At 35.6% G+C, this 24253-nt stretch carries 20 protein-coding genes and 1 tRNA gene; 16 read left to right on the top strand and 5 right to left on the bottom strand.

What is annotated here, in order from left to right; translation table 11 throughout:
* The first annotated feature begins 76 nt into the window (after positions 1–76).
* The 13 genes from QP953_RS09495 (at position 77) to QP953_RS09435 (ending at position 15926) form a co-directional block, all read left to right on the top strand.
* Positions 77–511, top strand: coding sequence for a hypothetical protein (locus tag QP953_RS09495; protein ID WP_309554802.1), 435 nt, complete (start codon positions 77–79; stop codon positions 509–511).
* A gap of 327 nt (positions 512–838) precedes the next feature.
* Positions 839–2971: an NAD-dependent DNA ligase LigA gene (gene ligA, locus QP953_RS09490; protein ID WP_231512752.1), complete on the top strand. Its 2133-nt coding sequence runs from the start codon at positions 839–841 to the stop codon at positions 2969–2971.
* A gap of 138 nt (positions 2972–3109) precedes the next feature.
* Entirely contained in the window at positions 3110–3553 is a 444-nt protein-coding gene (locus QP953_RS09485) for a YbjN domain-containing protein (RefSeq protein WP_052592723.1), read from the top strand.
* Between the two features lie 219 nt (positions 3554–3772).
* Positions 3773–5497 (top strand): ATP-binding protein, encoded by a 1725-nt coding sequence (locus QP953_RS09480; protein WP_309554801.1) that lies wholly within the window; start codon positions 3773–3775, stop codon positions 5495–5497.
* A 510-nt stretch (positions 5498–6007) separates the two neighbouring features.
* Positions 6008–6661: a hypothetical protein gene (locus tag QP953_RS09475; RefSeq protein WP_052592720.1), complete on the top strand. Its 654-nt coding sequence runs from the start codon at positions 6008–6010 to the stop codon at positions 6659–6661.
* 73 nt (positions 6662–6734) lie between these two features.
* On the top strand, positions 6735–7466 hold the full coding sequence (locus tag QP953_RS09470) for a class I SAM-dependent methyltransferase (RefSeq protein ID WP_309554800.1): 732 nt from the start codon (positions 6735–6737) through the stop codon (positions 7464–7466).
* Positions 7460–8035, top strand: coding sequence for a phosphatase PAP2 family protein (locus QP953_RS09465; protein ID WP_052592716.1), 576 nt, complete (start codon positions 7460–7462; stop codon positions 8033–8035). The genes QP953_RS09470 and QP953_RS09465 overlap by 7 nt, the downstream gene beginning before the upstream one ends.
* Positions 8036–8158: 123 nt before the next feature.
* Positions 8159–8674: a rhodanese-like domain-containing protein gene (locus QP953_RS09460; protein ID WP_052592715.1), complete on the top strand. Its 516-nt coding sequence runs from the start codon at positions 8159–8161 to the stop codon at positions 8672–8674.
* Positions 8675–8935: 261 nt separating this feature from the next.
* Positions 8936–9544 carry a TIGR04282 family arsenosugar biosynthesis glycosyltransferase gene (locus tag QP953_RS09455; protein ID WP_052592713.1) on the top strand — a complete coding sequence of 203 codons (609 nt, stop codon included), beginning with the start codon at positions 8936–8938 and terminating at the stop codon, positions 9542–9544.
* A 248-nt stretch (positions 9545–9792) separates the two neighbouring features.
* Positions 9793–11355, top strand: coding sequence for a C1 family peptidase (locus QP953_RS09450; protein ID WP_309554798.1), 1563 nt, complete (start codon positions 9793–9795; stop codon positions 11353–11355).
* Between the two features lie 209 nt (positions 11356–11564).
* Positions 11565–12359, top strand: coding sequence for an SDR family oxidoreductase (locus tag QP953_RS09445; RefSeq protein ID WP_309554796.1), 795 nt, complete (start codon positions 11565–11567; stop codon positions 12357–12359).
* A 105-nt stretch (positions 12360–12464) separates the two neighbouring features.
* Positions 12465–14876 (top strand): aminotransferase class I/II-fold pyridoxal phosphate-dependent enzyme, encoded by a 2412-nt coding sequence (locus QP953_RS09440; RefSeq protein ID WP_309554794.1) that lies wholly within the window; start codon positions 12465–12467, stop codon positions 14874–14876.
* A gap of 435 nt (positions 14877–15311) precedes the next feature.
* The gene (locus QP953_RS09435) at positions 15312–15926 is read left to right on the top strand and encodes a hypothetical protein (RefSeq protein WP_052592705.1); all 615 of its coding nucleotides are present in this window, start codon (positions 15312–15314) and stop codon (positions 15924–15926) included.
* A 98-nt stretch (positions 15927–16024) separates the two neighbouring features.
* On the opposite strand, the gene accD is transcribed toward QP953_RS09435, so the two are convergent.
* Both accD and rimO read right to left on the bottom strand, forming a co-directional pair.
* Positions 16025–16873, bottom strand: coding sequence for an acetyl-CoA carboxylase, carboxyltransferase subunit beta (accD, locus tag QP953_RS09430; RefSeq protein WP_052592703.1), 849 nt, complete (start codon positions 16871–16873; stop codon positions 16025–16027).
* Between the two features lie 178 nt (positions 16874–17051).
* On the bottom strand, positions 17052–18368 hold the full coding sequence (rimO, locus tag QP953_RS09425; protein ID WP_052592701.1) for a 30S ribosomal protein S12 methylthiotransferase RimO: 1317 nt from the start codon (positions 18366–18368) through the stop codon (positions 17052–17054).
* A gap of 173 nt (positions 18369–18541) precedes the next feature.
* Between rimO and QP953_RS09420 the strand changes: the two genes are divergently transcribed.
* Together QP953_RS09420 and QP953_RS09415 are read left to right on the top strand one after the other, a co-directional pair.
* Positions 18542–18615, top strand: a tRNA-Ala gene (locus QP953_RS09420).
* 101 nt (positions 18616–18716) lie between these two features.
* Entirely contained in the window at positions 18717–19766 is a 1050-nt protein-coding gene (locus QP953_RS09415) for a site-specific integrase (protein ID WP_309554792.1), read from the top strand.
* A gap of 102 nt (positions 19767–19868) precedes the next feature.
* Here the strand turns inward: QP953_RS09415 and QP953_RS09410 are convergent, their stop codons facing one another.
* Positions 19869–20129 carry a hypothetical protein gene (locus tag QP953_RS09410; RefSeq protein ID WP_309554790.1) on the bottom strand — a complete coding sequence of 87 codons (261 nt, stop codon included), beginning with the start codon at positions 20127–20129 and terminating at the stop codon, positions 19869–19871.
* A gap of 223 nt (positions 20130–20352) precedes the next feature.
* Between QP953_RS09410 and QP953_RS09405 the strand changes: the two genes are divergently transcribed.
* Positions 20353–20787, top strand: a complete 435-nt coding sequence (locus QP953_RS09405; protein ID WP_309555557.1) for a tyrosine-type recombinase/integrase — start codon at positions 20353–20355, stop codon at positions 20785–20787.
* 43 nt (positions 20788–20830) lie between these two features.
* Here the strand turns inward: QP953_RS09405 and QP953_RS09400 are convergent, their stop codons facing one another.
* A complete protein-coding gene (locus tag QP953_RS09400) occupies positions 20831–23527 on the bottom strand; it encodes a DEAD/DEAH box helicase family protein (RefSeq protein WP_309554788.1) in 2697 nt (898 codons plus the stop codon).
* The gene (locus QP953_RS09395) at positions 23524–24243 is read right to left on the bottom strand and encodes a hypothetical protein (protein WP_309554786.1); all 720 of its coding nucleotides are present in this window, start codon (positions 24241–24243) and stop codon (positions 23524–23526) included. Before QP953_RS09395 ends, QP953_RS09400 begins: the two co-directional genes overlap by 4 nt.
* Positions 24244–24253 lie beyond the last annotated feature (10 nt).

The raw sequence follows: 24253 nt of genomic DNA, 5'->3' as shown, positions 1-24253 counted from the left end.
TTCTTTACTAAAAAAGTAAAAATAGTGGTATAATGGGGTTTAGAATATACCCAACTTTCAAAATTGATTGAATACTATGTCTACCAATAAAAGCAATTCCAACGATTCCTCCAATACGAAAGTAGAACAGAATGCAACTAACACGCTGTCTAACAAGGATAAATTGATTCTTTTTGTTGAAAAGAATAAAACGCCTATTTTAGGTTTTTCATCAATAGTAGTCTTGTTGATTCTTGTTGTTGTTCTTTATTATAGCTTTGCCAACAAAGGTATGGATGAATTTGCAGACGATTTTTGTAACTGTGCTGCCGTTGATGGCAGTGACTTTTATGCGTATAGCAAGGATGGTTTTGGTTATCGTAGTGATTTGGTAGGTTGCTTTGCCGAAGATTTCCGCCAATATGGAAAACGTTATAACAAGGCAACAAAAAAAGCTTTGCTACTTGAATTTCAAAAAGAAGTGGTCAAAAAGTGCCCTGAGAAACTAGCAGGTGTGTTTGAATATAAATAAACCTCTCCTATTGGTTTTGGCTCCTAAAAACCTCCAACAAAACGAGACAGATAAACTTTGGCTAATCGCATAATGATTGTTTACAGTCGCTTATTGTCATACAACACAATAAGTTGACATACTATTGACTATTTCAATAGTTCGCTGATTTTTTTTATTAATTTAATAATCAATGACTTGTTTTTTCTTATTACATTTTATGAAGTTGCTTAAAATTAAGTAATAATTAAGCTTGCTAATAGGCTTGTACTAATAGCACAAAAGCAAAAGAACATGACTAGAGCAAGAAGTTAATCAACGAACTACTATATTTATAACATAAAGATAATGTACTCTGATTCAGAACACAAAGCGTTGTATGAACGCTCCAAAAAATTACTAGCTAATCCTGTTGCTTCAGCAGAGATGAATGCTGCTCAACAAATTAATGAACTTTGTGAAGTTATCAATTATCACGAATGGCGTTACTATGTTTTAGACCAACCCATATTGAGTGATTTTGAATACGATAGCCTTTTTAAGAAATTAGAAGCTTTAGAGGACTTATTTCCCAATTTATTGCGCACAGATTCCCCTACACAACGTGTCTCCAACGATTTGACAGAGCACTTTGAAACGGTTCAGCACCTAACTCCTATGCTATCACTTGAAAATTCATACAATGCCGAGGACTTAAATAACTTTGACGAACGCATCAAAAAGATGATTGGTGCAGATGTACCAACTACTGGAATTGAGTATTGTGTAGAACCAAAGTTTGATGGAGGAACCATTGTTTTGGTTTACGAAAATGACCACTTGGTTCGCGCTGCTACTCGTGGTAATGGTGCCCAAGGAGATGACATTACGCCAAATGCCAAGGCTATTCGAACCATTCCTCTAAAAGCAAATTTTTCAAAATATGGCATTCAAAAAGTAGAACTTCGAGGCGAAGTACTCATTCGCAAAGATTTATTTGAACAAGTAAATGAAAATCGTTTCAAAGAAGGTAAACAACTTTTTGCCAATCCTAGAAATGCAGCAACAGGTGGCTTACGCTTAAAAGATCCCAAACAGGTTAATGAAAGAGCTTTGGATGCTTTTATTTATCAAATGGGATTTGCGACAAACATAGACGGAGATGACGTTTTGAATCAATTTGAAGATCACAATCAGCAAATCGAAATCTTGTCTAATTTAGGTTTTAAAGTACCTAAAATAAATGTAGAACGTGCGGTTTGCCAAGATATTGAAGCGGTAAATGCGTATTGTGAACAATGGCAAATAAATAGAGAAGCATATCCTTTTGAGATTGATGGAATGGTTGTCAAGGTCAATCGCCTAGATTTGCAAGAATTATGCGGTTATACTAGCCACCATCCTCGTTGGGCTATTGCTTTTAAATTTAAAGCAAAACAAGCAACAACAAAGCTACTGGACATTGATTACCAAGTAGGTCGAACTGGAGCCGTTACCCCTGTTGCTCGCTTAGAAACCGTTGACTTAGCTGGTGCTAAAATTTCGAATGTATCGTTGCACAATGCTGATTTTATCAAAGAAAAAGACATTCGAATTGGCGATACGGTTCTTGTTGAACGAGCGGGCGATGTTATTCCTTACATTGTCAAAACATTAGCCGACCTTAGAGATGGTTCCGAAAAACCAGTTGTCTACCCTACCAATTGTCCCGTTTGTAGTTCTGTCTTGGAGCGTCCAGAAGGGGAAGCGGTATGGCGCTGTGTCAACCCTAGTTGTGAAGCACAAATTGTAGGTCGTATGATTCATTTTGTCTCCAAAAACGCAATGAATATTGACGGTTTTGGAGAAGCTTATATTGAGCGTTTTTACAAAGAAGGGATGCTGCACTCTTTAGCTGATATTTATCGTTTAGATTATAAAAGAATTGCCTTTTTCGAAGGCTTTGGAGAACGATCGGCAGAGAAGTTGCAAATCGCTATAGAAAAAACTAAAAATAATCCTGCACACCGCTTGCTTTACGCCTTGGGAATTCGCCATATTGGTAGAACCAACTCTAAAATATTAATTGCAGAGGTAGAAAAGATTCAAGATTTAGCCAATTGGTCTTTGGAACAACTTTGCGAATTGCGAGACATTGGTCCTATCGTCGCACAACAGGTGTTGGATGTGTTTAGTTTGCCAGAAACCATTGAGCTTCTAAACGAATTTGAAGCACTTGGTGTTAACGTATATCGCTTGGAATCTGAACAGAAAAAAGAGGTCGCTTCTGATGCTCCTTTGGCAGGAAAAACGGTTGTTTTCACAGGAACATTAACTCAAATTAAACGCGATGAAGCCAAAGAGTTGGTAGCTAATGCTGGCGGGAAAGCTGTTGGCAGTGTTAGTTCTAAATTAAGTTACTTGGTGGTCGGAGAAAAAGCAGGTTCAAAGTTGACCAAAGCTCAACAGTTGGGTATTACAATATTAACAGAACAAGAATTCTTGACGCTTATCGGGCATTAATAGATTTTTATGCTTATAATATTCTCTGGCAGTTGTGCTCACTCAGATTGCCAGAGAATTACCAGCTTCTTGAGCTCAATTACCCCCAATTACAAAACATTAGTAGTTCGTTGAAACATCACAAATGCAACATAAAAAATGCCAATTCTAGAATCACATAGACAACTTGTTAATGACGCTATTTTAAGTTTAGGAATTAAACCAGAAATTTGTCAACAAGATAGCAATCCCAATTTATGGAAATTACATCGAGGAACAGCTCAAATTATTATTGTAGCTCAAGAGTCAACCACCCATTTAGAGGACAAAGTGGCAACTATTTCGATGATGTCTCCCATTTTGCAAATCCCTCAAGACTTTAAACAAACAACTGCCTTACAGCAATTTATTTTAGAATCCAATCATCAATTAATTACAGAGTCTTTTAGTATTTCAAATCGATGGTTGATTCTAAGTACCACCTACTATTTGGATGATATGCGCCGCCAAGAAGTTATACAAATGTTAGATACATTAAGCTTCCATGCTCAATCTTTTATACGTATCATAGACGAAAAATTTGGCATCAACCAAAGCACTTAATAGATTGATAGTAAAACATTTCGATGAGGAACAGCTTTTAATGTCATATTTTTAGTTATCTTTGAAGATTTAACACTCCATTGATTTGCTGCACTGCTACTGTGTGGTTTCAACGGAATAATGAAGATGGTAGTCCGCTACTTATTCAATCATTTGCTAAAAAGTAATACGTCTAGTATACTGACAATAATGTCTAATGATAAAGATTAGTCCATCAAAATGAAAAAGTATCTCTCATTTTATAATAGTAACTTATCTTTAAACGAACAGTTTTTAAAGCAGGCTTTGTTAGCCGTCACCTTCATTTCTTTCTATTGTTCAGTCTTGTATGGCTACTTATTATCTACCAGTTCCAATGCTTTTATTAATTCTCTAATTAGTTCTATTGTCTTTTCCAGCTTACTGTTAGCATCTCCTAACGGTTACAAAATAAAAGCATCTATAGAAACTATTTTTAGGTTTTATGCCTTAATTGCTTTGTCCTTAAACTGGTGTTTTACCAATGGACTGCAAGGAGGTACAGGCTATTTTTTTCTATTGCTAATTAGTTTTTATGCCATTACAAGCCCCGAAAAATATTATACGCGATATATATTACTCCTGCTTCTAGATGTGTTTTTTCTATTGTATGTAGAGTATAATTACCCACACTATATTCAATCTAACTTGTCTGATGTAGGCGTTTTTTGGGCATCTACCTGTAACTTATTAATCTGTTTTGCTATTACAGCATTAGCACTAATCCTAGTAAAAATAGAATACAATAAGGAATCTAGAAACGCTATCGAAAAACAAAATCGGTTGATTGCAGCAAACAATGCTCGATCTCGATTTTTAGCCAACATTAGTCATGAAATTAGAACACCATTGAATGGTGTTATGGGAATGGCTTCTTTGTTAGAAGCCTCAGAACCCAATTCCGAACAAAAAGAATATGTTCAAACGATCAAAGTTAGCAGCAAGAGATTGCTAAAAATTATTAATGAAATCTTAGATTACTCCAAAGCGGAAGCTGGAAAAACCGAGCTTAGAATCGAGCCTTTTTCTTTGACGGAATGTATTGAAGATGCCATTAATATTACGACTCCAAAAGTAATGGAGAAAGGACTCAAACTCACCTATTACATCGAAAAAAATATTCCCAATATCCTTTCAGGAGATGGAGGTAAAATCCAACAAGTATTGGTTAACTTAATTGGCAATGCTACTAAATTTACAGAAAAAGGAACCATCCATATTAGCGTACAAAGGATTAATAAAATTGACCAAAAAGTAATCTTAGAATTTAGTGTACAAGATACAGGTATTGGCATCCCAAAAGAAAGTTTGGACAATCTATTTGAAGCCTTCACACAAGTAGATGACTCTAGAACAAGACTACAAAGCGGAACGGGGTTAGGCTTGGCTATTTCAAAACATTTTGTAGAGTTAATGGGGGGAAATATTTGGGTAAAAAGTATTGAAAAGAAAGGTTCTATTTTTTACTTTTCAATTCAACTTGATGTCCTTCAAAAGCAATCTAGGTTAAGCACATTTACACAACCTACTACTATTGATAATCAAATTGCAAAAAAAACAGCCTTGGACATCTTGTTGGTAGAAGATGACAAAATTAATAGGCTCTTGGCCGTTCGTATTTTGCAAAAAATGGGCTATCAACCCGATACCGCTACCAATGGACAAGAAGCCATTGAAATTCTAAAAAAACATGCTTATAATTTAGTTTTGATGGATATTCAAATGCCTGTTTTAGATGGTCTAGAAGCTACTCAAATTATCAGAAAAGAGCTGGCCTATCAACCAACGATAATTGCGATGACGGCTAATGCCATGTTAGAAGACAAACGACTCTGTGAAGCTGCTGGTATGGATGACTTTTTGGCTAAGCCAATTGATGTAAAAATGTTGGAACAAATGCTGTTAAAATGGCGCAAAAATGGTTAAGTCCTCTGCAAAGTAAATTGCTGTCATGTTTACAAACCATTTTGTTAGTTGCGAAGGAGCTCACAGTTTGATAACAGCATTATCAAAACGAAAACAAGCAAAACGGATCAAAGGCTCGCTTAAAAATTTTCTATTAACATTCCTACTTTTTTATTTTTGCTTACTTAACAAGCTCATTTTACAACAAATCACCCCGTAGTTGGTTACTATAAATGGTATCGTCAAAGTTCCTCGCCTCCAAAGACCTGTTTTCATTTTTTTACCTTGATTATAAATAAAACTGGAATCATTTTATGGTATAGTTTCTTTTGTCCAAGTACCTATTTTTTTGCTCTAGCTCAATATTATTTGTTACCTTTGAACGTCAATAAACACCATTTTGATCGTTTATCACCTTGTTTTTTTGCTTCTTTTTGAGGAGCAACTCTATGCATTGTTATTGACGCCAACAGAGCTTCAATACTATCTATTATATATCATCTTCAAAATTTCTAAAGAAAGAAAATTAATATGAAAATAAAAGCGACTAGCATCAATAATCTTACAGACGCACGTTATTTTGCAGCGTGGAATGTCGAGTGGCTTGGCTTTTCCCTAGAAATGGGAAATGCAAACTATACCCGCCCTCAAGATGTTAAAGAAATTAAAGATTGGTTGGTTGGTCCCAAAATAGTCGGCGAATTTGGCTTGGATCAAAAATTGACAGACATACTCGCCTCTGTTGAATTACTACAATTGGATGCTGTGCAACTAAGCATGTACACAGATTATACGATTGCCAAAAACCTTCGTGATGTAACGGTGATAAAAGAGTGGGTTTTGGACGATTTAAAGAATATGAACACCTTTGCAGAACAATGTGATACTGCTGCTCAACACGTTGATTATTTTTACTTAGATTTAGAAAAAAATGGCATCAGTTGGACTGATCTAAAAGCCAATCGAATTGCCTTGGCAACCTTGCAAGAGTTATGCATGGAATATGCTATACTAGTTAGTCTGGTTTGTCCTCCTGCTCAAATGCAAGAATACTTAGAAACCATCAAACCACATGGCATTAGTTTGCAAGGAGGGGAAGAAGAAAAAGTAGGTGTAAAATCGTTTGATGATTTGGACGACATTTTTGAAACATTAGAAGACTTGGGTTATATCAACCAAGGCTAGTTGTCTACAAAAGGCTTGCTAGCACGCCCACTAAATTAGCGAACTTCTATAATTTTAATACAAAACAATCATTATGAGTACTTGGTTTGCAACTTGGTTTGATTCCAGTTATTATCACTTATTATATCAACATCGTGACGATAAGGAAGCTCAATTTTTCATGGATAATTTGGTTCAACATCTAGCCGTTCCTCAACAAGCAAAAATACTGGATTTAGCTTGTGGTAAAGGTCGGCATTCAATCTATTTAGCAGACAAAGGATTTGATGTGGTTGGGGTTGATTTATCCCCAGAAAGTATTGAGCATGCTCAACAATTTGAACACAAACACTTGCATTTTGCAACGCATGATATGCGGATGCCACTGACTGTTGGTCCCTTTGATTATATTTTTAATCTTTTTACAAGTTTTGGGTATTTTCCTACAGAAGAGGAACACCTTCAAACACTACAAGAGATGAAAAAGGGGCTAAAAGTCCCAAATGGTAGACTTGTTATTGACTTTTTTAATGCGCATAAAGTCATTCAGCAACTTGTTCTAACAGAGGAAAAAACGCTTTCTGGCATTACATTTAAAATTAATAGAAGCGTAGAAAATGGATACATATTAAAAGACATTCGCTTCGAAGACAATGGCGAGAAGTTCTACTTCCAAGAAAAAGTCCGTGCCTTTACCCTGGAGGACTTTAAACGCCTTTTTGAGCAAGTAGGATTGGAATTAGTAGCAACCTTTGGGGGCTTCGATTTGTCTAGTTATGATCCTGTCCATTCAGAACGTTTAATTTTGGTTGTAAAGTCATGCTAGAATTATTATTACAATGGGATGAAAAACTCTTTCTTCTGATTAATACACAATGGTACAATGCGTGCTTAGATACTGTACTTGTTTATTGGCGTACCAAGACGACATGGATTCCACTTTATATTCTATTACTCTTGGTCATTGGTAAAGACAGAGGTTGGAAGACAATTTGGGTCTTAATCGTCCTCGGGCTCACCATTGCCTTAGCCGATCATATTAGCAGCGAATGGATCAAAAAAGCAGTAGAACGAGTGCGCCCTTGTAATAATACTCAGCTCTCTGATGTTCGAACATTAGTTGCTTGTGGGAGTGGGTTTAGTTTTACTTCTTCGCATGCCACCAATCATTTTGCAGTGACGATGCAACTTTTTTTAATTTTTAGAATGACATGGAAAAAGAGCTATTTTATAGCTTTGTTTCTTTGGGCTGCATTAGTAGCTTATGGTCAAGTCTACGTTGGGGTGCACTATCCTTTGGATGTCATAACAGGTAGTTTTTTAGGCTGTTTTTTAGCTTGGTTTGTTTACCAAATTAGTGCTTGGCTCGGAATTATTCGAAAAATTTGGAGTTAATTATATGAATTGGCGTTTTTTCTTGTCCTTCAAAAAAATCTTGCCTTCTCGACGATACAACTCTATTCGTGATCATGTCTATTCTTTTACCCTACATTTTGCCATCAAAAATAAAATGTATCAATGAAATATGTTCTTCTAACAGGAATACTCCTTACTATTGGCCTCATTGCTTTTTTCGGGATAAAATGGATTCGCGTTTTAACAGCATCCAATTACAATCAGATGCTAGAAGCATTGTACAGCAAAACGGTTCCTTTTGTTTATCCCAATCAAACAGCGCAACTCAGTTCCTATGTTGTTTTAGATACCCGCGCTGCCGAAGAGTTTGCAATCAGCAGTTTGCCCAATGCTATTTGGGTCGGCTACCCTACTATGAACAAACAAGTTATTGACACCTTATCCAAAAATCAAGCAATTTTGGTATATTGTTCTGTCGGGTATCGTAGTGAGCGTATTGGTGAACAATTGTTAGAAATGGGGTTTACTAATGTATACAATCTGTATGGGGGAATTTTTGAATGGGTCAACCAAGGACATCCTGTTGTTAATACTAATAATCAATTGATAGATAGCATTCATGGATATGCTCCTTCTTGGGGCAAATGGATACAGTCGGAGATGACAATAGTTTATTAAAACAATTGACTATTGTACAAAAGTTATTATAGTGTAAAACGCTCCCCATACTTTGTGTAAACTACGTAGTAACAGTGTCGTTAGCTAAAAGCAAAGCCCCCACGTTCTAAATCGTATAAGTTTAAACATCACAATAGTTCGTTGAAACCACGCAGTAGCAGCGCAGCTAACTAAAAGCACAGCGCTCACGAAGTAAACTAATATAAATGTGCTTTTTTACCAAAAAGATAAAAAAGCAACGAACTACTAAACATCATATACATGAATAAAAAAGGTTTGTTAATGATTTTTGCTAAAAATCCTATTTTAGGTACTGCAAAAACGCGCTTAGCAGCATCGGTTGGCGATAAAAAAGCATTAGAAATTTATCAATTTTTATTGCAACATACCGCTCATTTAACGGCTGCGGCAAATGGAGATAAACGTGTCTTTTATTCTAACCACATCGCGTCTGATGATGCTTTCTCTGATAAGCAATTTTCCAAAACGCTTCAAGAAAAAGGAGATTTAGGAAAAAAGATGCAAGCAGGATTTGAAGTTGCCTTTGCGGATAATTACGAACGTGTGCTTATTATTGGTAGCGATTGCTACGAATTGACAACAGAGATTATCAATCAAGCCTTTGAAGCACTTTTAAACCACGATTTTGTTATTGGTCCTGCCAAAGATGGAGGATATTACTTATTGGGTATGCGCCGTTTAGAACCTGCTATTTTTCAAAACAAGGCATGGAGTACAGAAGGCTTGTATCAAGCAACCATAAACGATTTTAATACCTTAAACTATAGTTTCGTAGAGTTGCCCTTATTAAGTGATGTGGACTACTTAGAAGATTTACCTCAAGAGGTGCGTCACAAATTTGGGGTTTAAAATCATTCCCTTTCTCGTTTTAGACACCCAACTCCTTTTTTAGTCCCAGTTACATAAATTCTTAGTTTATTTTGTATCTTAAATACGACATTACTTCACATAATACTCCGTTGCTTTTTTAGTTTTTCTACGAACCCGCAGGCTCACGAAGTAAAAACGTAAAAAAGCAACGGAGTAATGTTCACAAGAACCACACAGTATCAATACTATACTCAAACCATCTTTTAATTACTACAATTCTATACAAAATGGCAATACGTTTTAGACCCGACAACGACAATAATGGAGGTAATAACAGTAACCGAGGCGGTGGAGGTGGCGGCCGAAATAATAGTGCAATTATCATGGCTATTATTATGTTTGCTTTTCGATATCCTAAATTTGCAGTTCCTATTATTATCATTGGTGCCATTGCCTTTTTTATAATGGGTCCTGGCATTTCTACACCTACCAATGATAACAACTCGCAAGATATTTACAGAATGGGTTGTGAAATTAGTCAAGAGAAATACGACGAATCAAAAGTTTTTGCAGCACTTTCTTCTTCTTCTAGCAAATATAGTCTCCCTGCCAAAGTCTCCTTGCGAGAATATGCTCCTAGACCACTCAATCAAGGGAGCCAAGGTTCTTGTGTGGGTTGGGCTAGTGCCTATGCTGCTAGAACGATCTTAGAAGCAGCAAGTACGGGTGCCAATCCCAATACCATTGCTTATAGCCCCTCTTTTTTGTACAACCAAATTGGCATTAGAGGCTGTCAAGGCGCCTATACTGGTGAAGCCTTGGAACATATGAAACAAAAAGGTTTGTTGGAGTTTTCTAAATTTCCTTATAATGAAAATAGTTGTAGCCAACAGCCCTCACAAGCACAATTGCAAGAAGCTCTGCAACATAGAATTCGAGGATACAATCGTTTGACTAAAACAGGGCGCAACTACGATGTTGACTTAGAAGCTGTCAAACAAAATATTGCACAAGGAGCCCCTGTAATTATTGCTGCTAAAGTTCCCTATTCTTTTCAAGATATGATGGGCAAGAAAGTATGGAAACCTAGAGCCTCCGAAAAACGTAATGTCAACAATTTGGGAGGACATGCTATGTGTCTAATTGGTTATGATGACAACAAAAAACAATTTGAAATTCAGAATAGTTGGGGAACAGAATGGGGCGATAGAGGTTTTGTTTTTGTAGATTATGATGATTTTAAAATCTTCTGTAGAGAAGCTTATGGGGTGTTTCCTCACCAAAAAGCAACAACTTCCTCTTCCACAGACTTTGCCATTGAATGCGGCTTGTATGATGTTGCTAGAGGCACTACTCTTGATTTAAAAAATGTTCGAGATAATCTCTTTGAAACAACAAGTCCTATCAAAATTGGTACAGAGCTAAAAATTGAAATCACCAACTCCTTAGAATGTTTCACCTACGTTTTTAGCAAGGAAGCGGACAGTGGCAATCGTCAAGGCAAAGCCTTAAAAATCTTTCCTCCTTCCGACCAATATTCTTCGTATATGGGAATTGTAGGGACACGCCTTTTCCCTCGAAATGGGAAGTTTTTTGCAGACGATGAGGGTACTCGTGACTTTATGGCAATTGTCTATTCTAAAAATGAATTAAATCCTGACCAAATTCAACAAAGAATCGACCAAGCAGGCAACAATAATTTTTATGATAATGTAATGGCTGCTGTTGGTAATCGGGCATTTCAGAATTTAAATTACACCAATAAATCGGGCAAATTAATTGCTTTTAAACAAAGTGCTACAGCCAAACAAGACGTTGCCGTTGTTGTGATTGCTTTGGACAAAAATTAGCAAAACGACTCAACACACTTAGGCTAAGACTTCAAGCATATAGCTTCGTAGAGTTTTATTTACCACAAAGCTAAAGAGAAGTATCCTAAATCGAACCACAAATTAGTACCCAAGCTGGTTTTCAGCTTATTTTCAAGTACTAATTTGTGGTTTTTTATTATCTTTTGAGTACTTAGCCAAGTCATTTTTTTATACAACAAATCACCATTATGACATTTAAAAACAAAGTAATTTGGATCACGGGAGCTTCTTCTGGCATTGGAGAAGCATTGGCTTATGCCTTGGCAAAACAAGGTGCTGTTCTAATTTTGTCCAGTAGAAAAACAGCTGTATTAAAGCAGGTTCAACAAACTTGCCAAAAAACTTGCCAAGAGGTATATGTACAAACCTTAGACTTAGAACAGCATGACAAAATTCCTAGTATCGTACAGAAAGTAATCCAAGAGAGAGGTCCCATTGACATCTTAATCAATAATGGAGGAATTTCTCAGCGTTCGCTAGCTCAAGATACTATTTTTGAAGTAGACAAACGCTTGATGGACATTAATTACCTTGGCACCATTGCCTTAACCAAAGCCCTCCTACCCCATTTCTTAAAACGACAAAAAGGGCATTTTGTAACGGTCACTAGTCTTACTGGAGTTTTTGGAACCCCCTACCGTTCCGCTTATGCTGCCACCAAACACGCCTTGCACGGTTTTTTTGATTCTTTAAGAGCCGAACTGGTAAACAATTCCATAGATGTAACCTTAATCAGCCCTGGCTTTATCAAAACCAATGTCTCTATCAATGCTTTTGTTGGAGATGGTCAAGCTCAAGGTAGCATGGATAATCGACAAAGTAACGGCATGCAGGTGGATGTCTTTGCCCAAAAGATGTTGCAAGCAATAGTGAAAAAAAAGAAGAAAGTTTACATCGGCAAAAAAGAAGTTATCATGGTCTATATCAAGCGTTTTATACCTTGGTTATACTACAAAATGATTGCACGTGTAGCCGTTCGATAATTTACTTTTTTAATTTTCTTTTAGGGGGAAGAAGTTCGTTTGCCGACTTGTTGATGTAGGAAGCTTCAATATTTTAATGTAAAAATCTAAATACAACACAAAATCATGGCAAGCGCAGTAGATATATTAAATCAAATTGTAAAAGATGGAAGTAACAGAGGCTTAATACATCATCATACAGAAGATGAAAATTTAGATGGTCAAGTAGTCACTATTAATGGCAATTCCTTAGTCAATTTTGGTTCTTGCAGCTATCTGGGTTTAGAAACTCACCCCATGCTCAAAGAAGGCGTTATTGATGCCGTCACCAAATATGGCACTCAATTCTCTTCCTCCAGAACTTATCTTTCTTTAGGATTATATCATGAGTTAGAACATTCTTTAAATACTATTTTTGAAAAACCAACTATTGTTACAGCTAGCACTACTCTAGGACACCTAGCTACTTTACCTGTTATTGTTGGTGACAACGATGCCATCATCTTAGACTTGCAAGTCCATTCGAGCATTCAAATGGCAACACAACTACTTAAAGCTCGAAAAGTTCCCGTTTACATTATTCGCCACAACTGCATGGAATCTTTAGAAAAAAAGATTCAGCACTTAAATAACAAGCACGACAAAATATGGTATTTCGCAGATGGGGTCTACTCAATGTATGGAGACTTTGCTCCTTTTCAAGCCTTGGAAGCCTTGATGGATCAATACAAAAAGTTTCACTTGTATATTGATGATGCCCACGGAATGAGCTGGACGGGCAAGAATGGTGTGGGCGTTGTCCGCAGCCATATGAAGCATCATAATAAAATGGTTTTAGCGGTATCTCTCAACAAATCATTTGGTGCAGCAGGTGGATGTATGGTGTTTCCCAATGCGGAAATGGAAGAGAAGGTTCGTAACTGCGGCTCTACCTATATTTTTTGCGGTCCCATACAACCTCCAATGTTGGGAGCCGCATGTGCTTCGATCAAATTCCATATGTCCCAAGCCTTAGAAGAACGGCAGGCAGAATTAAGAGAATTAATTGATTATACCAATACTCGACTTAATGAGTTATCCTTACCTCAATTCATGCAAACAGATAGCCCTCTGTTTTTTATTCCCGCTGGCTTACCCGCTATTACCTATGATATTGTCAGCAAAATGAAAGACGATGGTTTTTACTTAAATTCTGCAGCTTTTCCAGCAGTACCAATGAAAAAAAGTGGCGTCCGTTTTATGATTAATAATAATTTAAGCAAGCAAGACATCAATAATATGTTGGAAGCATTGCAAGTAAATTATCTGCATGCACTAATAGATGCAGGTAGTAGTTGTGCCTATGTTAGCAAAGTATTTGACATCCCAAGCTTTAATATCAGTATTAACGGTTCCCAAGATTCTGAAAAAGAAAGCAGGACTAGTTTACAAATTGAAATAAAAGATTCCATCAATAAGGTTCATAAAAAAGAATGGGATCAACTATTTATCAATAATGGCAATTTAAACTATGATAATTTAAAACTGGTAGAACAATGTTTTCAAGGCAATTCAGCACCTGAAAATAACTGGAAATTCCAGTATGTAACCATCAAAGACTCACAAGGTACTATTGTTTTAAAAACATTCTTTACCACTGCCCTAGTCAAAGATGATATGTTTTCTCCTGCTTCTGTTTCTGCCAAAGTTGAGTTGATGCGCCAAGAAGATCCTTATGTCCTTAGCTCTAAAAATGTCATGACAGGTTCTATGATTACAAAAGGAGAGCATGTTTATATTAATCGAGAACACAATAACTGGAAGGAAGCTCTAGCTTTATTGGTAAAAGCAATGCAAGAGACCATGGAACAAGTAGGCGCTACTAAGTTGATGTTGCGAGACTTTGTAGGGTACGAAGACAAAGAACTAGAACAAGTATTTTTAGAATTGGGATTAATCAACTACAACCTCCTAGACAATTGTATTGTAGAGTCTTTAGCTTGGAATGATCGAGCAACTTATTTGACTCAACTAGGTCAAAAGTATCGCTATAATGTCCGAAAAGAAATCTTGCAGTTTGAAGATAGATTTATAGTGCGTACCAATAAGCCTCAATCGGAATCAGAAATAGATGCTTGTTATCAACTTTATTCGGCTGTATTTGAGAAAGCTTTAGAACTGAATGTATTCAAGTTACCCAAGCATTATTTTAAAGCTATGTGCGCCAATAACAACTACGATGTTATTCAACTCTACCTAAAACCAGAATTTGTAGAAGGCGCAACATCACCTGTTTTGGTTGGAATTTTATTTAGCGAAATCAATGGAAGTACCTACAATGCTATGCTAGTAGGATTAGATTACAATTATGTCAAAACTCATAATACCTACAAACAAATTTTATTTCAATCATTAGAAAGAGCCCAACAAGTAGGATGTGAAGTCCTAGACTTAGCCTATACAGCAGAGTTAACAAAAAAGAAATTAGGAGCTAAGTTCGCTTTTGTACAATCGACAGAACATTTTAACCATCAAATATTAGATGCGATGCTACAATAATTGACCAGTAGTTTTCTGTCTCAAAAGAATTATTTTTATTCGCTTTCATTGTTAAAAAACATCCAATAGTCCGCTATTTTTATTTTACGTTGATAGCCAATAAAACTAGAATAGTTTATTACACGGTTTATTTTGACCGCTTATTAAAAAAGTGTTGCCCAAGTTTAAAGGCGGCACTTTTTTTGTTTTTCATAAAAACACATTGTTTTAACAACTAATAATCAAGAATTTAAATATCAAAAAATACTAATATAGAGTCTTATCAAACGTTTAATTAACTTTTGTAATTGCATTATTGATCAATTTAGCTTATATTATAAGGTTTGAAGTGACGACTACATAAAAGTGCATCTATTGTCGTCAATTCATATCGTAACAATCTCAAAAAACATCGTTTGTTGAACCCAAAAACAACAAACAAAAAACTATCATCAAATGCAGACACTTCATCACTCCTTCTGTGCTCTACTACTAACATTAGGGCTTTCTTTTAGCTTTCAAATATCTCATGCTCAAAGTACTTGGAAAGTTGCCAAAGAAAAAAATGGCGTTAAAATAGAAACTCGTTTTATTGATGGTTGGAGCATTAAAGAATACCGAGCAACCGTTTACATTAAGACAACCTTAGAAAAAGCGGTAGAAGCCTATAGAGACCCCGTACAACGAAAGGCGTTTATGGCAAGAAGTATAGAAGTATCCAACCTAAAGGAAAATTCAAAAACAGACATTATTACCTATAACTTGGGTAATGCTCCTTGGCCCGTTGCAGATCGAGATAATATCACACATTCTGTTTTTACCAAAACGGGCAATCAGGTAAAAGTAACCATGAAATCATTGCCTGATTATATCCCTAAAAAAGATGGTATTGTACGCGTCCCTCGTTCCAAAGGCTATTGGTTATTTATAGATCAAGGCAACGGCATTATTAAAGTAGTTCAACAATCTGTTGCTGACTTAGGTGGTTCTGTTCCCGACTGGTTGGTTAATTCCACTATTGTAGAAGGACCATACGATGTTTTATTAGCCTTAAAACGTATGTTAGAGTAAACTAAAAATGCCTGCTAAAAATTAGCAGGCATTTTTATATCAAATTATGGGGTAGCAAATCTATTATCCGAATAGAAGTACTACTTATAATAGGTTGATTATTTTTTTAGAATATACAAGATATCCTCTATTTTATCTTTTAAATTTTTTCGTTCAACAATAAAATCTAAGAATCCTCTTTCCATCAAGAACTCAGCACGCTGAAATCCTTTTGGTAATTCTTTTAACTTCAATGTTTCTTTAACAATACGAGGTCCTGCAAAGGCAATCAAAGCACCAGGCTCCGAGAAGTTAAAATCGCCCAACATAGCAAAAGAGGCAGAAACTCCTCCTGTTGTCGGATCCGTCAAGAAAGATAAATAAGGCACTTGTGCTTCTGCTAGTTGCGTCAACTTAGCCGAAATTTTAGCCATCTGCATCAAAGAAAAAGCAGATTCCATCATACGAGCACCACCAGATTTAGAAATGATCATAAATGGTGTTTTGTGTTCGATACAGTAATCTATTGCTTTAGATACTTTTTCCCCCATTACAGACCCCATCGAACCTCCAATAAAACCAAAGTCCATTGCTGCTATGACCAAGTCCATTTTTTGAACCTTTCCTTTTGCCACACGCATTGCAGAATCTAAGTCCGTTTTCTTGCGAGCAGAATCTAAGCGCTCTTGATAAGGTTTTAAATCTGTAAACTCTAAGAAATCATACGCGATAATGTCGCTGTACATTTCTGTATATTTGCTCTTATCAAAAATAATCTCAAAATATTCTTGAGAACCGATACGCTCATGCTGATTACAAGATGGGCATACGTACAAGTTCTCTACTAAATCCTTAACGGTTGAAGTGGTCTTACAGGCATTACATTGGTGCCAAATCCCATCGGGAGTTTCCTTCTTTTGAGAAGTGGAAGTCGTTATACTATCTTTATCACGTTTATACCATCCCATATTTTGGTGTCTTTTATGTGTGTTAAGAAATTCCGTAACAAAATTACAAAATTGTAGCTATTGCACTAATATATTGCTTTGTTTTTGAAACTTGATTTTCAGAATCAATTTTAAACGATTCATTTTCAAGAAATAAAAAAATTAAAACAATTCCTTTAGTAGCAACTTTGTCTAATTTTTAAGCCTTGACTACTTTTCCATACAAATCATATTCGGTTGCATCAATGATTTCAATCGTTGCAAAATCCCCAATACGAACATAGTTTCCTTCAGTTTTAACCAGTACCTCATTGTCTACTTCTGGAGAGTCATATTCTGTACGACCAACAAAAAACTCTCCCTCTACTCGATCAAACAAAACGTTGAAAGTTTTTCCAATCTTTGCCAAATTATTCTCCCAAGAAATATCTGCTTGTACTTCCATAATTTTAGAAGCACGAGCAGCTTTGACCTCTGCTGGTATATCATCCTCTACATCATACGCCAATGTATTTTCTTCATGAGAATATTGAAATACGCCAACTCGTTCAAATTTCATCTCTCGTACAAAATCTACCATATCTTCAAATTCTTCCTCCGTCTCTCCTGGATAACCTACCAAAAGTGTCGTTCTAAAAGCAATGCCTGGCACACGTTTGCGGGCTTCTTCAATAAGCTTCATGGTCTCTTCTTTCGTTATTTGACGACGCATCCGTTTTAATACGGCATTATTAGCGTGTTGCAAAGGCATATCTATATAATTACACACCTTTGGCAACTCCTTGATGGCATCAAAAACATCTAATGGGAATTTACTAGGATAAGCATAGTGCAACCGAATCCATTCAATGCCTTCTACATCATTCAAAGCACGCAATAAATCCGCAAGTTTTCGTTCTTTATAAATATCCAACCCATAATAAGTCAATTCTTGTGCGATTAACATCAACTCTTTGACGCCTTGTTTTGCTAAGTTCTTGGCTTCTGTCACCAAGTCTTCGATAGATTTAGAAATATGCTTTCCTCTCATCAAAGGAATAGCACAAAAGGAACAAGTACGATTGCACCCTTCGGATATTTTTAAATAGGCATAATGCGGGGGTGTCATTAATAGGCGTTCTCCTACTAAATCGTGCTTATAATCTGCTTCTAATTTTTCTAATAAAGCAGGTAATTCTAAGGTTCCAAAATAAGCATCTACCTCTGGAATTTCTTCTTCCAAATTATCTTTATAACGTTGAGATAAACAGCCTGTCACATACAACTTATCAATCTCGCCTCGCGCACGCACATCCGCATATTGAAGGATGGTATTGACAGATTCTTCTTTAGCCAAATCAATAAATCCGCAAGTATTCACAATAACAATATTCGCATCCGCATCGTTGCTATCATGCACTACCTCAAATTCATTGGCTTGCAATTGACTCATCATAACCTCAGAATCCACCATATTTTTGGAACATCCCAAAGTAATAACATTTACCTTATCTTCTTTATGACTTCTTGTTTTCATTTTCTTTTGTTTTTAAGCAGCACAAAGATACTATAGGAAGTCTTAGAAATACATTTTTTTTCTAAAAAATTCTATCTGCTGAACTTTTTAGCCCAAAATTCAATTATTAGAGTAGATTTTATACCAATTATTTGGTAAATTTTATTTTTATATTCTATATTCGTGCCCAACAAGGGGGGTTAGCTCAGTTGGCTAGAGCGTTTGACTGGCAGTCAAAAGGTCGTCGGTTCGATTCCGATACTCTCCACCCAATCAACTAAAAGCCTGACAATCAGGTTTTTAGTTTTTATTTTAGACAAATAATCTTTTATTCTATCTGTTGTATGAGAATTTTGAAAAAAATTCAATATGATAACAGCAAAAAAAATTCTGCCTAAACTTCACGATTACGCTGGAGACTTAACCAAACAATGGTTCATTTATTATTACAATGAAAAAGGCAAACGAATCCGCATCTACAAAGGATTAAACCACTTACCGACTACAAAACAACGCTACAAAGCCGCTGACGAGATTATTTTTGAGATTACTCAACAATACAAAAACCTCCAGTATCAAAAAATCAAAGCAATCATTGTACAAGCTTTAGAAAACAGGAAGCCGACCTGGAGAAAAAAGACCTACCATTGCAAAAAATCTAAAATCTTTATTTTCCTAGAATGGATGCAGGGAAAACCCTGGACAAGAAAAAGTATCAACGACTTTTTCCAAGAGCTAACCGATAAGCATATTAATCCTTCTACCTTTAATGATTATTTGCAGAATGTCAGAAATGCATTACAATGGATTGATGAGGAAGAATTGATTCAGGACATTAAGAGCCGAAAAAGGCAATCGGTTCCTGCTACTTATTTTACCAAGAGCCAAATTGATTACTTATCAAAAGCAATGAAACATAAGGATCCCGAACTATGGTTTTTTGTACAGTTTGTTTATTACTGTTTCCTTAGACCTCGCTCGGAACTGCGACAACTCAAGGTAGGTGACATTATGTTGGAGGAACAAAAAATTATTGTGCATCCTGATATTGCTAAAAATAAAAAGCTCCAGTACATCACGATTCCTGATGCTTTTTTTCCTACCGTTGAAAAGCGCATTATGGGGCGTAATCCAAACGAATATGTATTCAAAGGGCATAAGTATATGAAACCAATGGGAGAAAATACGATGGGAGATCGCCACCGAAAACTACTCAAAGAGTTAAATTTTGATACGAAGCGCTACAAGGTGTATAGTTGGAAGCACACGGGCGCTGTAATGGCGGTTAAAGCTGGTGTGCATGTGAAACAATTACAAATTCAATTGCGCCATCATTCCTTGGATCAAGTGGATGAGTATTTGAGACAGCTGGGCGTTTCTGATTTGGGGGATTTGAGGGCTAATTTTCCTGGTATTTAGAATGCAAAAAGCTCCAAAGGGTTGATTTCCTTTGGAGCTTTTTATTTTCTGTACAGTACGGGATGCTTTTTCTTGTTTTATGACAAACTAAAAGGTTACGATTCATTTTTTTAGTTTGTCTAATTGGCATCCTCTTCTTATTGTTGCTTCTCTATTTCTTCTAGAGCCTTCGAATAAATAGTCAACCACTTTTTCTCCTAATGATCTATCTTTCATTCCTTTGTCAACACACTCTTTTACTGTCATTTCTTTCTGTTCCTTTTGTTCCTTTTGTTCTTTCTGTTCTTTCTGTTCTTTTTGAGCAAAAGTAACTGTAGCAAGAAACATCATAGAAGCCAGTACTACGATTTTTTTCTTTTTCATGCTTCTTTTTTTATAAAAATAAAATGAATTACAATACATAATACTATGATAACCGATTATTAGTTTCATGGTAAAATATAAAAAGAATGCATAACGAGGATTCGGTTGATTTAGCGATTATTAGGTTTTATATTACTTATCAAAAGCAATGAAAAACAAAGATCCTGAATTATAGTTTTTTGTACAGTGTGTCTATTACTGTTTCCTTCGACCTCGCTCAGAGCTGCGCCAGCTCAAGGTTGGGGACATTATGCTAGAGGAACAAAAAATTATTGTGCATCCTGATATTGCTAAAAATAAAAAGCTCCAGTATATCACGATTCCTGATGCCTTCTTTCCTACCGTTGAAAAGCGCATTATGGGGCGTAATCCGAATGAATATGTATTCAAAGGGCACAAGTATATGAAACCAATGGGAGAAAATACGATGGGAGATCGCCACCGAAAACTACTCAAAGAGTTAAATTTTGATACGAAGCGCTACAAGGTGTACAGCTGGAAGCATACGGGAGCTGTGGCTGCTGTTAAAGCTGGTATCCACATCAAGCAACTGCAGATTCAATTGCGCCATAATTCGCTTGATCAAGTGGACGAGTATTTGAGGCAATTGGGTGTTTCTGATTTGGGGGATCTGAGGGCTAATTTTCCTGGCATTTAGAATTAAAAAAGCTCCAAAAGATTAATTTCCTTTGGAGCTTTTTTTATTTAAGTAGTCCTTCTATGCTGTCTACAACCCTATATTTTACATCATCTTTTTCAAACAAAGCAAAATGTTTTTCACCACAAGCGATTTTTAAATTTTCTGCAACTCTACGTTTCGTAGGATCTGTACTAGATTTCGTTTCTGCAACAAAATAAATACGTCTATCATTATCAAAAATAACCGCCCAATCAGGGTTGTAATTCCCAATAGGCGTTGGGATTTTAAAACCTCTGGGTAATTTAAAATAAAACTTAACATTATCGTCTACATCACAATTTTTAGCAAATTCTTCTTCTACACTACTATCAATAGGAACATAGTTATACAACGTTTTATCCGTATTCCTCACCTCTAATAAATTACTTAGATACGTTTCTATTTCTTCATTTTCAAAAAGCTGCATTTCATAATAACTACCATCAATATTATGATACTTAATACCATCAATCATCAATTGATTTAATGCTCCTCTAATACAAGTAATTGCATTATCAAGAAATAACTGAGGGTTAATTTCTAACTCTGTATGTCGTTCTGATTGAATCAAAATTTCATAAATAGTACTTCTTGTTAAATCTATCTTACTTTGAATATAACCGTAAATATCAGGAATTAAATATTTAATATTATCCGTTTTTTTACTCTTTCGGTCTGTTTTAGTTCCCTCAATACCTGTATCAGAATATTTTACTTGATAAGTTTCTGCAGTTAATAAAGGCTTATTAGTTGGCGGCATTCCTTTAATTGCCTCAACAGCTGCTTGAATAAGATCTTCTGTCTTATATTCTACCCTATAACGAGTACGATGTTTTATTTTATCCCACAATTCAAAAAATTCAGGGCAGTTTTGAGGGGTCAATTCCTTACTCAATTTTATTTGTGCTTTTGCCCTTGAGTTTTTGATACGTCCTGAAAAATCAACACTCGTTTCTTCTTGAATTTCTTTTTGAAGTTGTGCTGAAAAATCAGCGTACGTTTCATTTGCTATAACGGTCAAGACATTAATTCGCTTTTCAAAAATTCGCTCCCCTTCTGAATTTACGGGCAAGCGCAAACCTCGTCCTATTTCCTGGCGTTTCTTTAAATCGGATTTACTCTCATTGAGCGTACAAATTTGAAAAACATTAGGGTTATCCCAACCTTCACGTAAAGCAGAATGAGAAAAGATAAAACGTAGAGGTTCACCTTGATCTAACAAACGCTCTTTATCTTTCATAATTAGATTGTAGGTACTGTTATCTGCCTTTGTATTGCCTTTAGTATCTTTTATTTTTCCTTTCTTATCTTGGGAAAAATAACCATTGTGAACTTCTGATACATCAAATTTATAAAGGTCTTTATAGCTTGGTTTTGCCATATATTCAGCAAACAACTCTTCAAACCACAACGCAAACTTTCCTTTGATAGGGCTGCCATCTGCTGCATAGGTTCTATAATTAGCAACCTTATCTATAAAGAACAAAGAAAGAACCTTTATGCCCATAGATTTATAACGACGTTCTTTTTCAAAATGCTTTTGAATGGTACGCTCTATTTGGAATTTCATTACTTCATCTGTCAAACCGCCTTGAGTATGTCCAGTAGTTAATAAAAGTCCATTAGAAAATTCAATTTCGCCCCATTCTGCATTGATACTATTAATAATAAAACCATCCTTGTATATATCCCTTTCTTTTGACAATTTATAAAGGTCTGCTCCAACAGGACACTTTATAGATTTAGCTTTAACCCCGTTTTTGTCATTAACATAAATTTTGAGTTGAGCTTTTACCTTACTCTTACTTTTAATGATTTTTTCAAACTCAATATAAGTCGCACTATGGTTTTCTCCTGTACTAATGCCATCTACTTCTATTTGTTTAACCAAGCCCAAATCATAAGCTTGTACAGGGTCTAATTTGTACACTAGATTGTACAAATTTCTGTGTGTAGCAGAATAACGTAAAATACACAAAGGATTCAATTTTGCAATCGCTCGCTTACGAATGTCTGTTTCCATGTTTTGCGGTTCATCCACAATAACAAAAGGCTGTGTAGATTGTATGTATTCTATGGGTTTAACGCCTGTTTCTCGTACTTGATTGATAATGTTGTCATCTTTGGCAAAACTATCAATATTAATTACTAAAACTTGAATACTGTTAGCAGTTGCAAAACTTCGTAAGGCGGCTAATTTCTTACTATCATAAACCGTATAATTAATAGGAGGATTGTTATAAATCCCTTGAAAATGTTCGTGCGTAATTTCTAAATTCTTGAGCGTACCTTCTCGTATGGCTACACTAGGAACAACGATCACAAATTTCTTAAATCCATAGACTTTGTTCAATTCGTAAATGGTTCTTAGATAGGTGTATGTTTTACCCGTTCCCGTTTCCATTTCTACAGTGAAATTGGGAATAGTAAGACTAGTTTCTTGGTTGTCTTTATCGTTAAAAACTAAAGGTTGCAAGAAGTCGTCCACCTTTGCACCAAAGTTTTCTTCTTGTACCTTCTCTAAGTTTTTTTGTAACTGTTCAGGAGACAATACCAGCTTGTTTCCTACGCCTTTATTGGTCAAGGCTAGACTTCTACCTTCAACGGCAAAAGATACTTCAAAATCGCCCTTATTTAAAGGCTGACCTTCAAATAAATTAACGATAGATTGTATCGCTTCTAATTGATATGCTTGTGTGCTGCTAAATTTTAGCTTCATAGGTATTTTGAAATTGTATCTTCTAAAGAAATTTTACTTAGTAGTATATCCGTTTTCCATCTTACAGATTCTAGTTCTTGACCAATTATTTCAGTTCCATTATTTTCGATTAATATGTTCTTAACATATCTAATTGCTAAATTCATAGCAGGTTTTTCCATTAACAACTCAATATCAGCTACTAAACTAGTTATCATTTCTTTTTGCTGATTTCTCTGTATTTTTAAAAACTCTCGAATATAATCTTGTGTTTTTCTTACATCATCAACATCTCTTGGTAAAATGTCTAAGGAATAGTAAAACAATTTACCATCTGTGTAGTTTTTTAAATCAGTCTTACTAATAAAAAAAGGATCATTATCAATAAATACTAGCCTTGAAGTATAACCTGCTAATGTTACTAGTAAAAAAGCATACAATCGCATAGGATTTTGTTTATAAAAAGCATAAGGACTTTTATTATTAGTTCTTTCCAATAAGGATACTTTACCTTCTAGTATTTTATTTTCCTTATCAGCATGAACAAACATTGAACAAACAGGAGTAAATCCTAGATTCATTTTTAAGATTAACTGATCAAAAACAAAATGACTTGCTTCATGGTAAGCAAGTTCAATGAGAAAGTTTTTATAATCAATCTCCTTTTCTACACGAGAGATAGAAGTTTCTTCTTCTTCCATAATAGGTTCTTCATAATAGCCTTCTAAATCATTCATAACACAATAA

Origin of the sequence: Aureispira sp. CCB-E (assembly GCF_031326345.1) — a bacterium.
Lineage (GTDB): Bacteria > Bacteroidota > Bacteroidia > Chitinophagales > Saprospiraceae > Aureispira.
The sequence above is the reverse complement of the archived record's forward strand: the minus strand, read 5'-3'. Positions and strand labels throughout refer to the sequence as shown.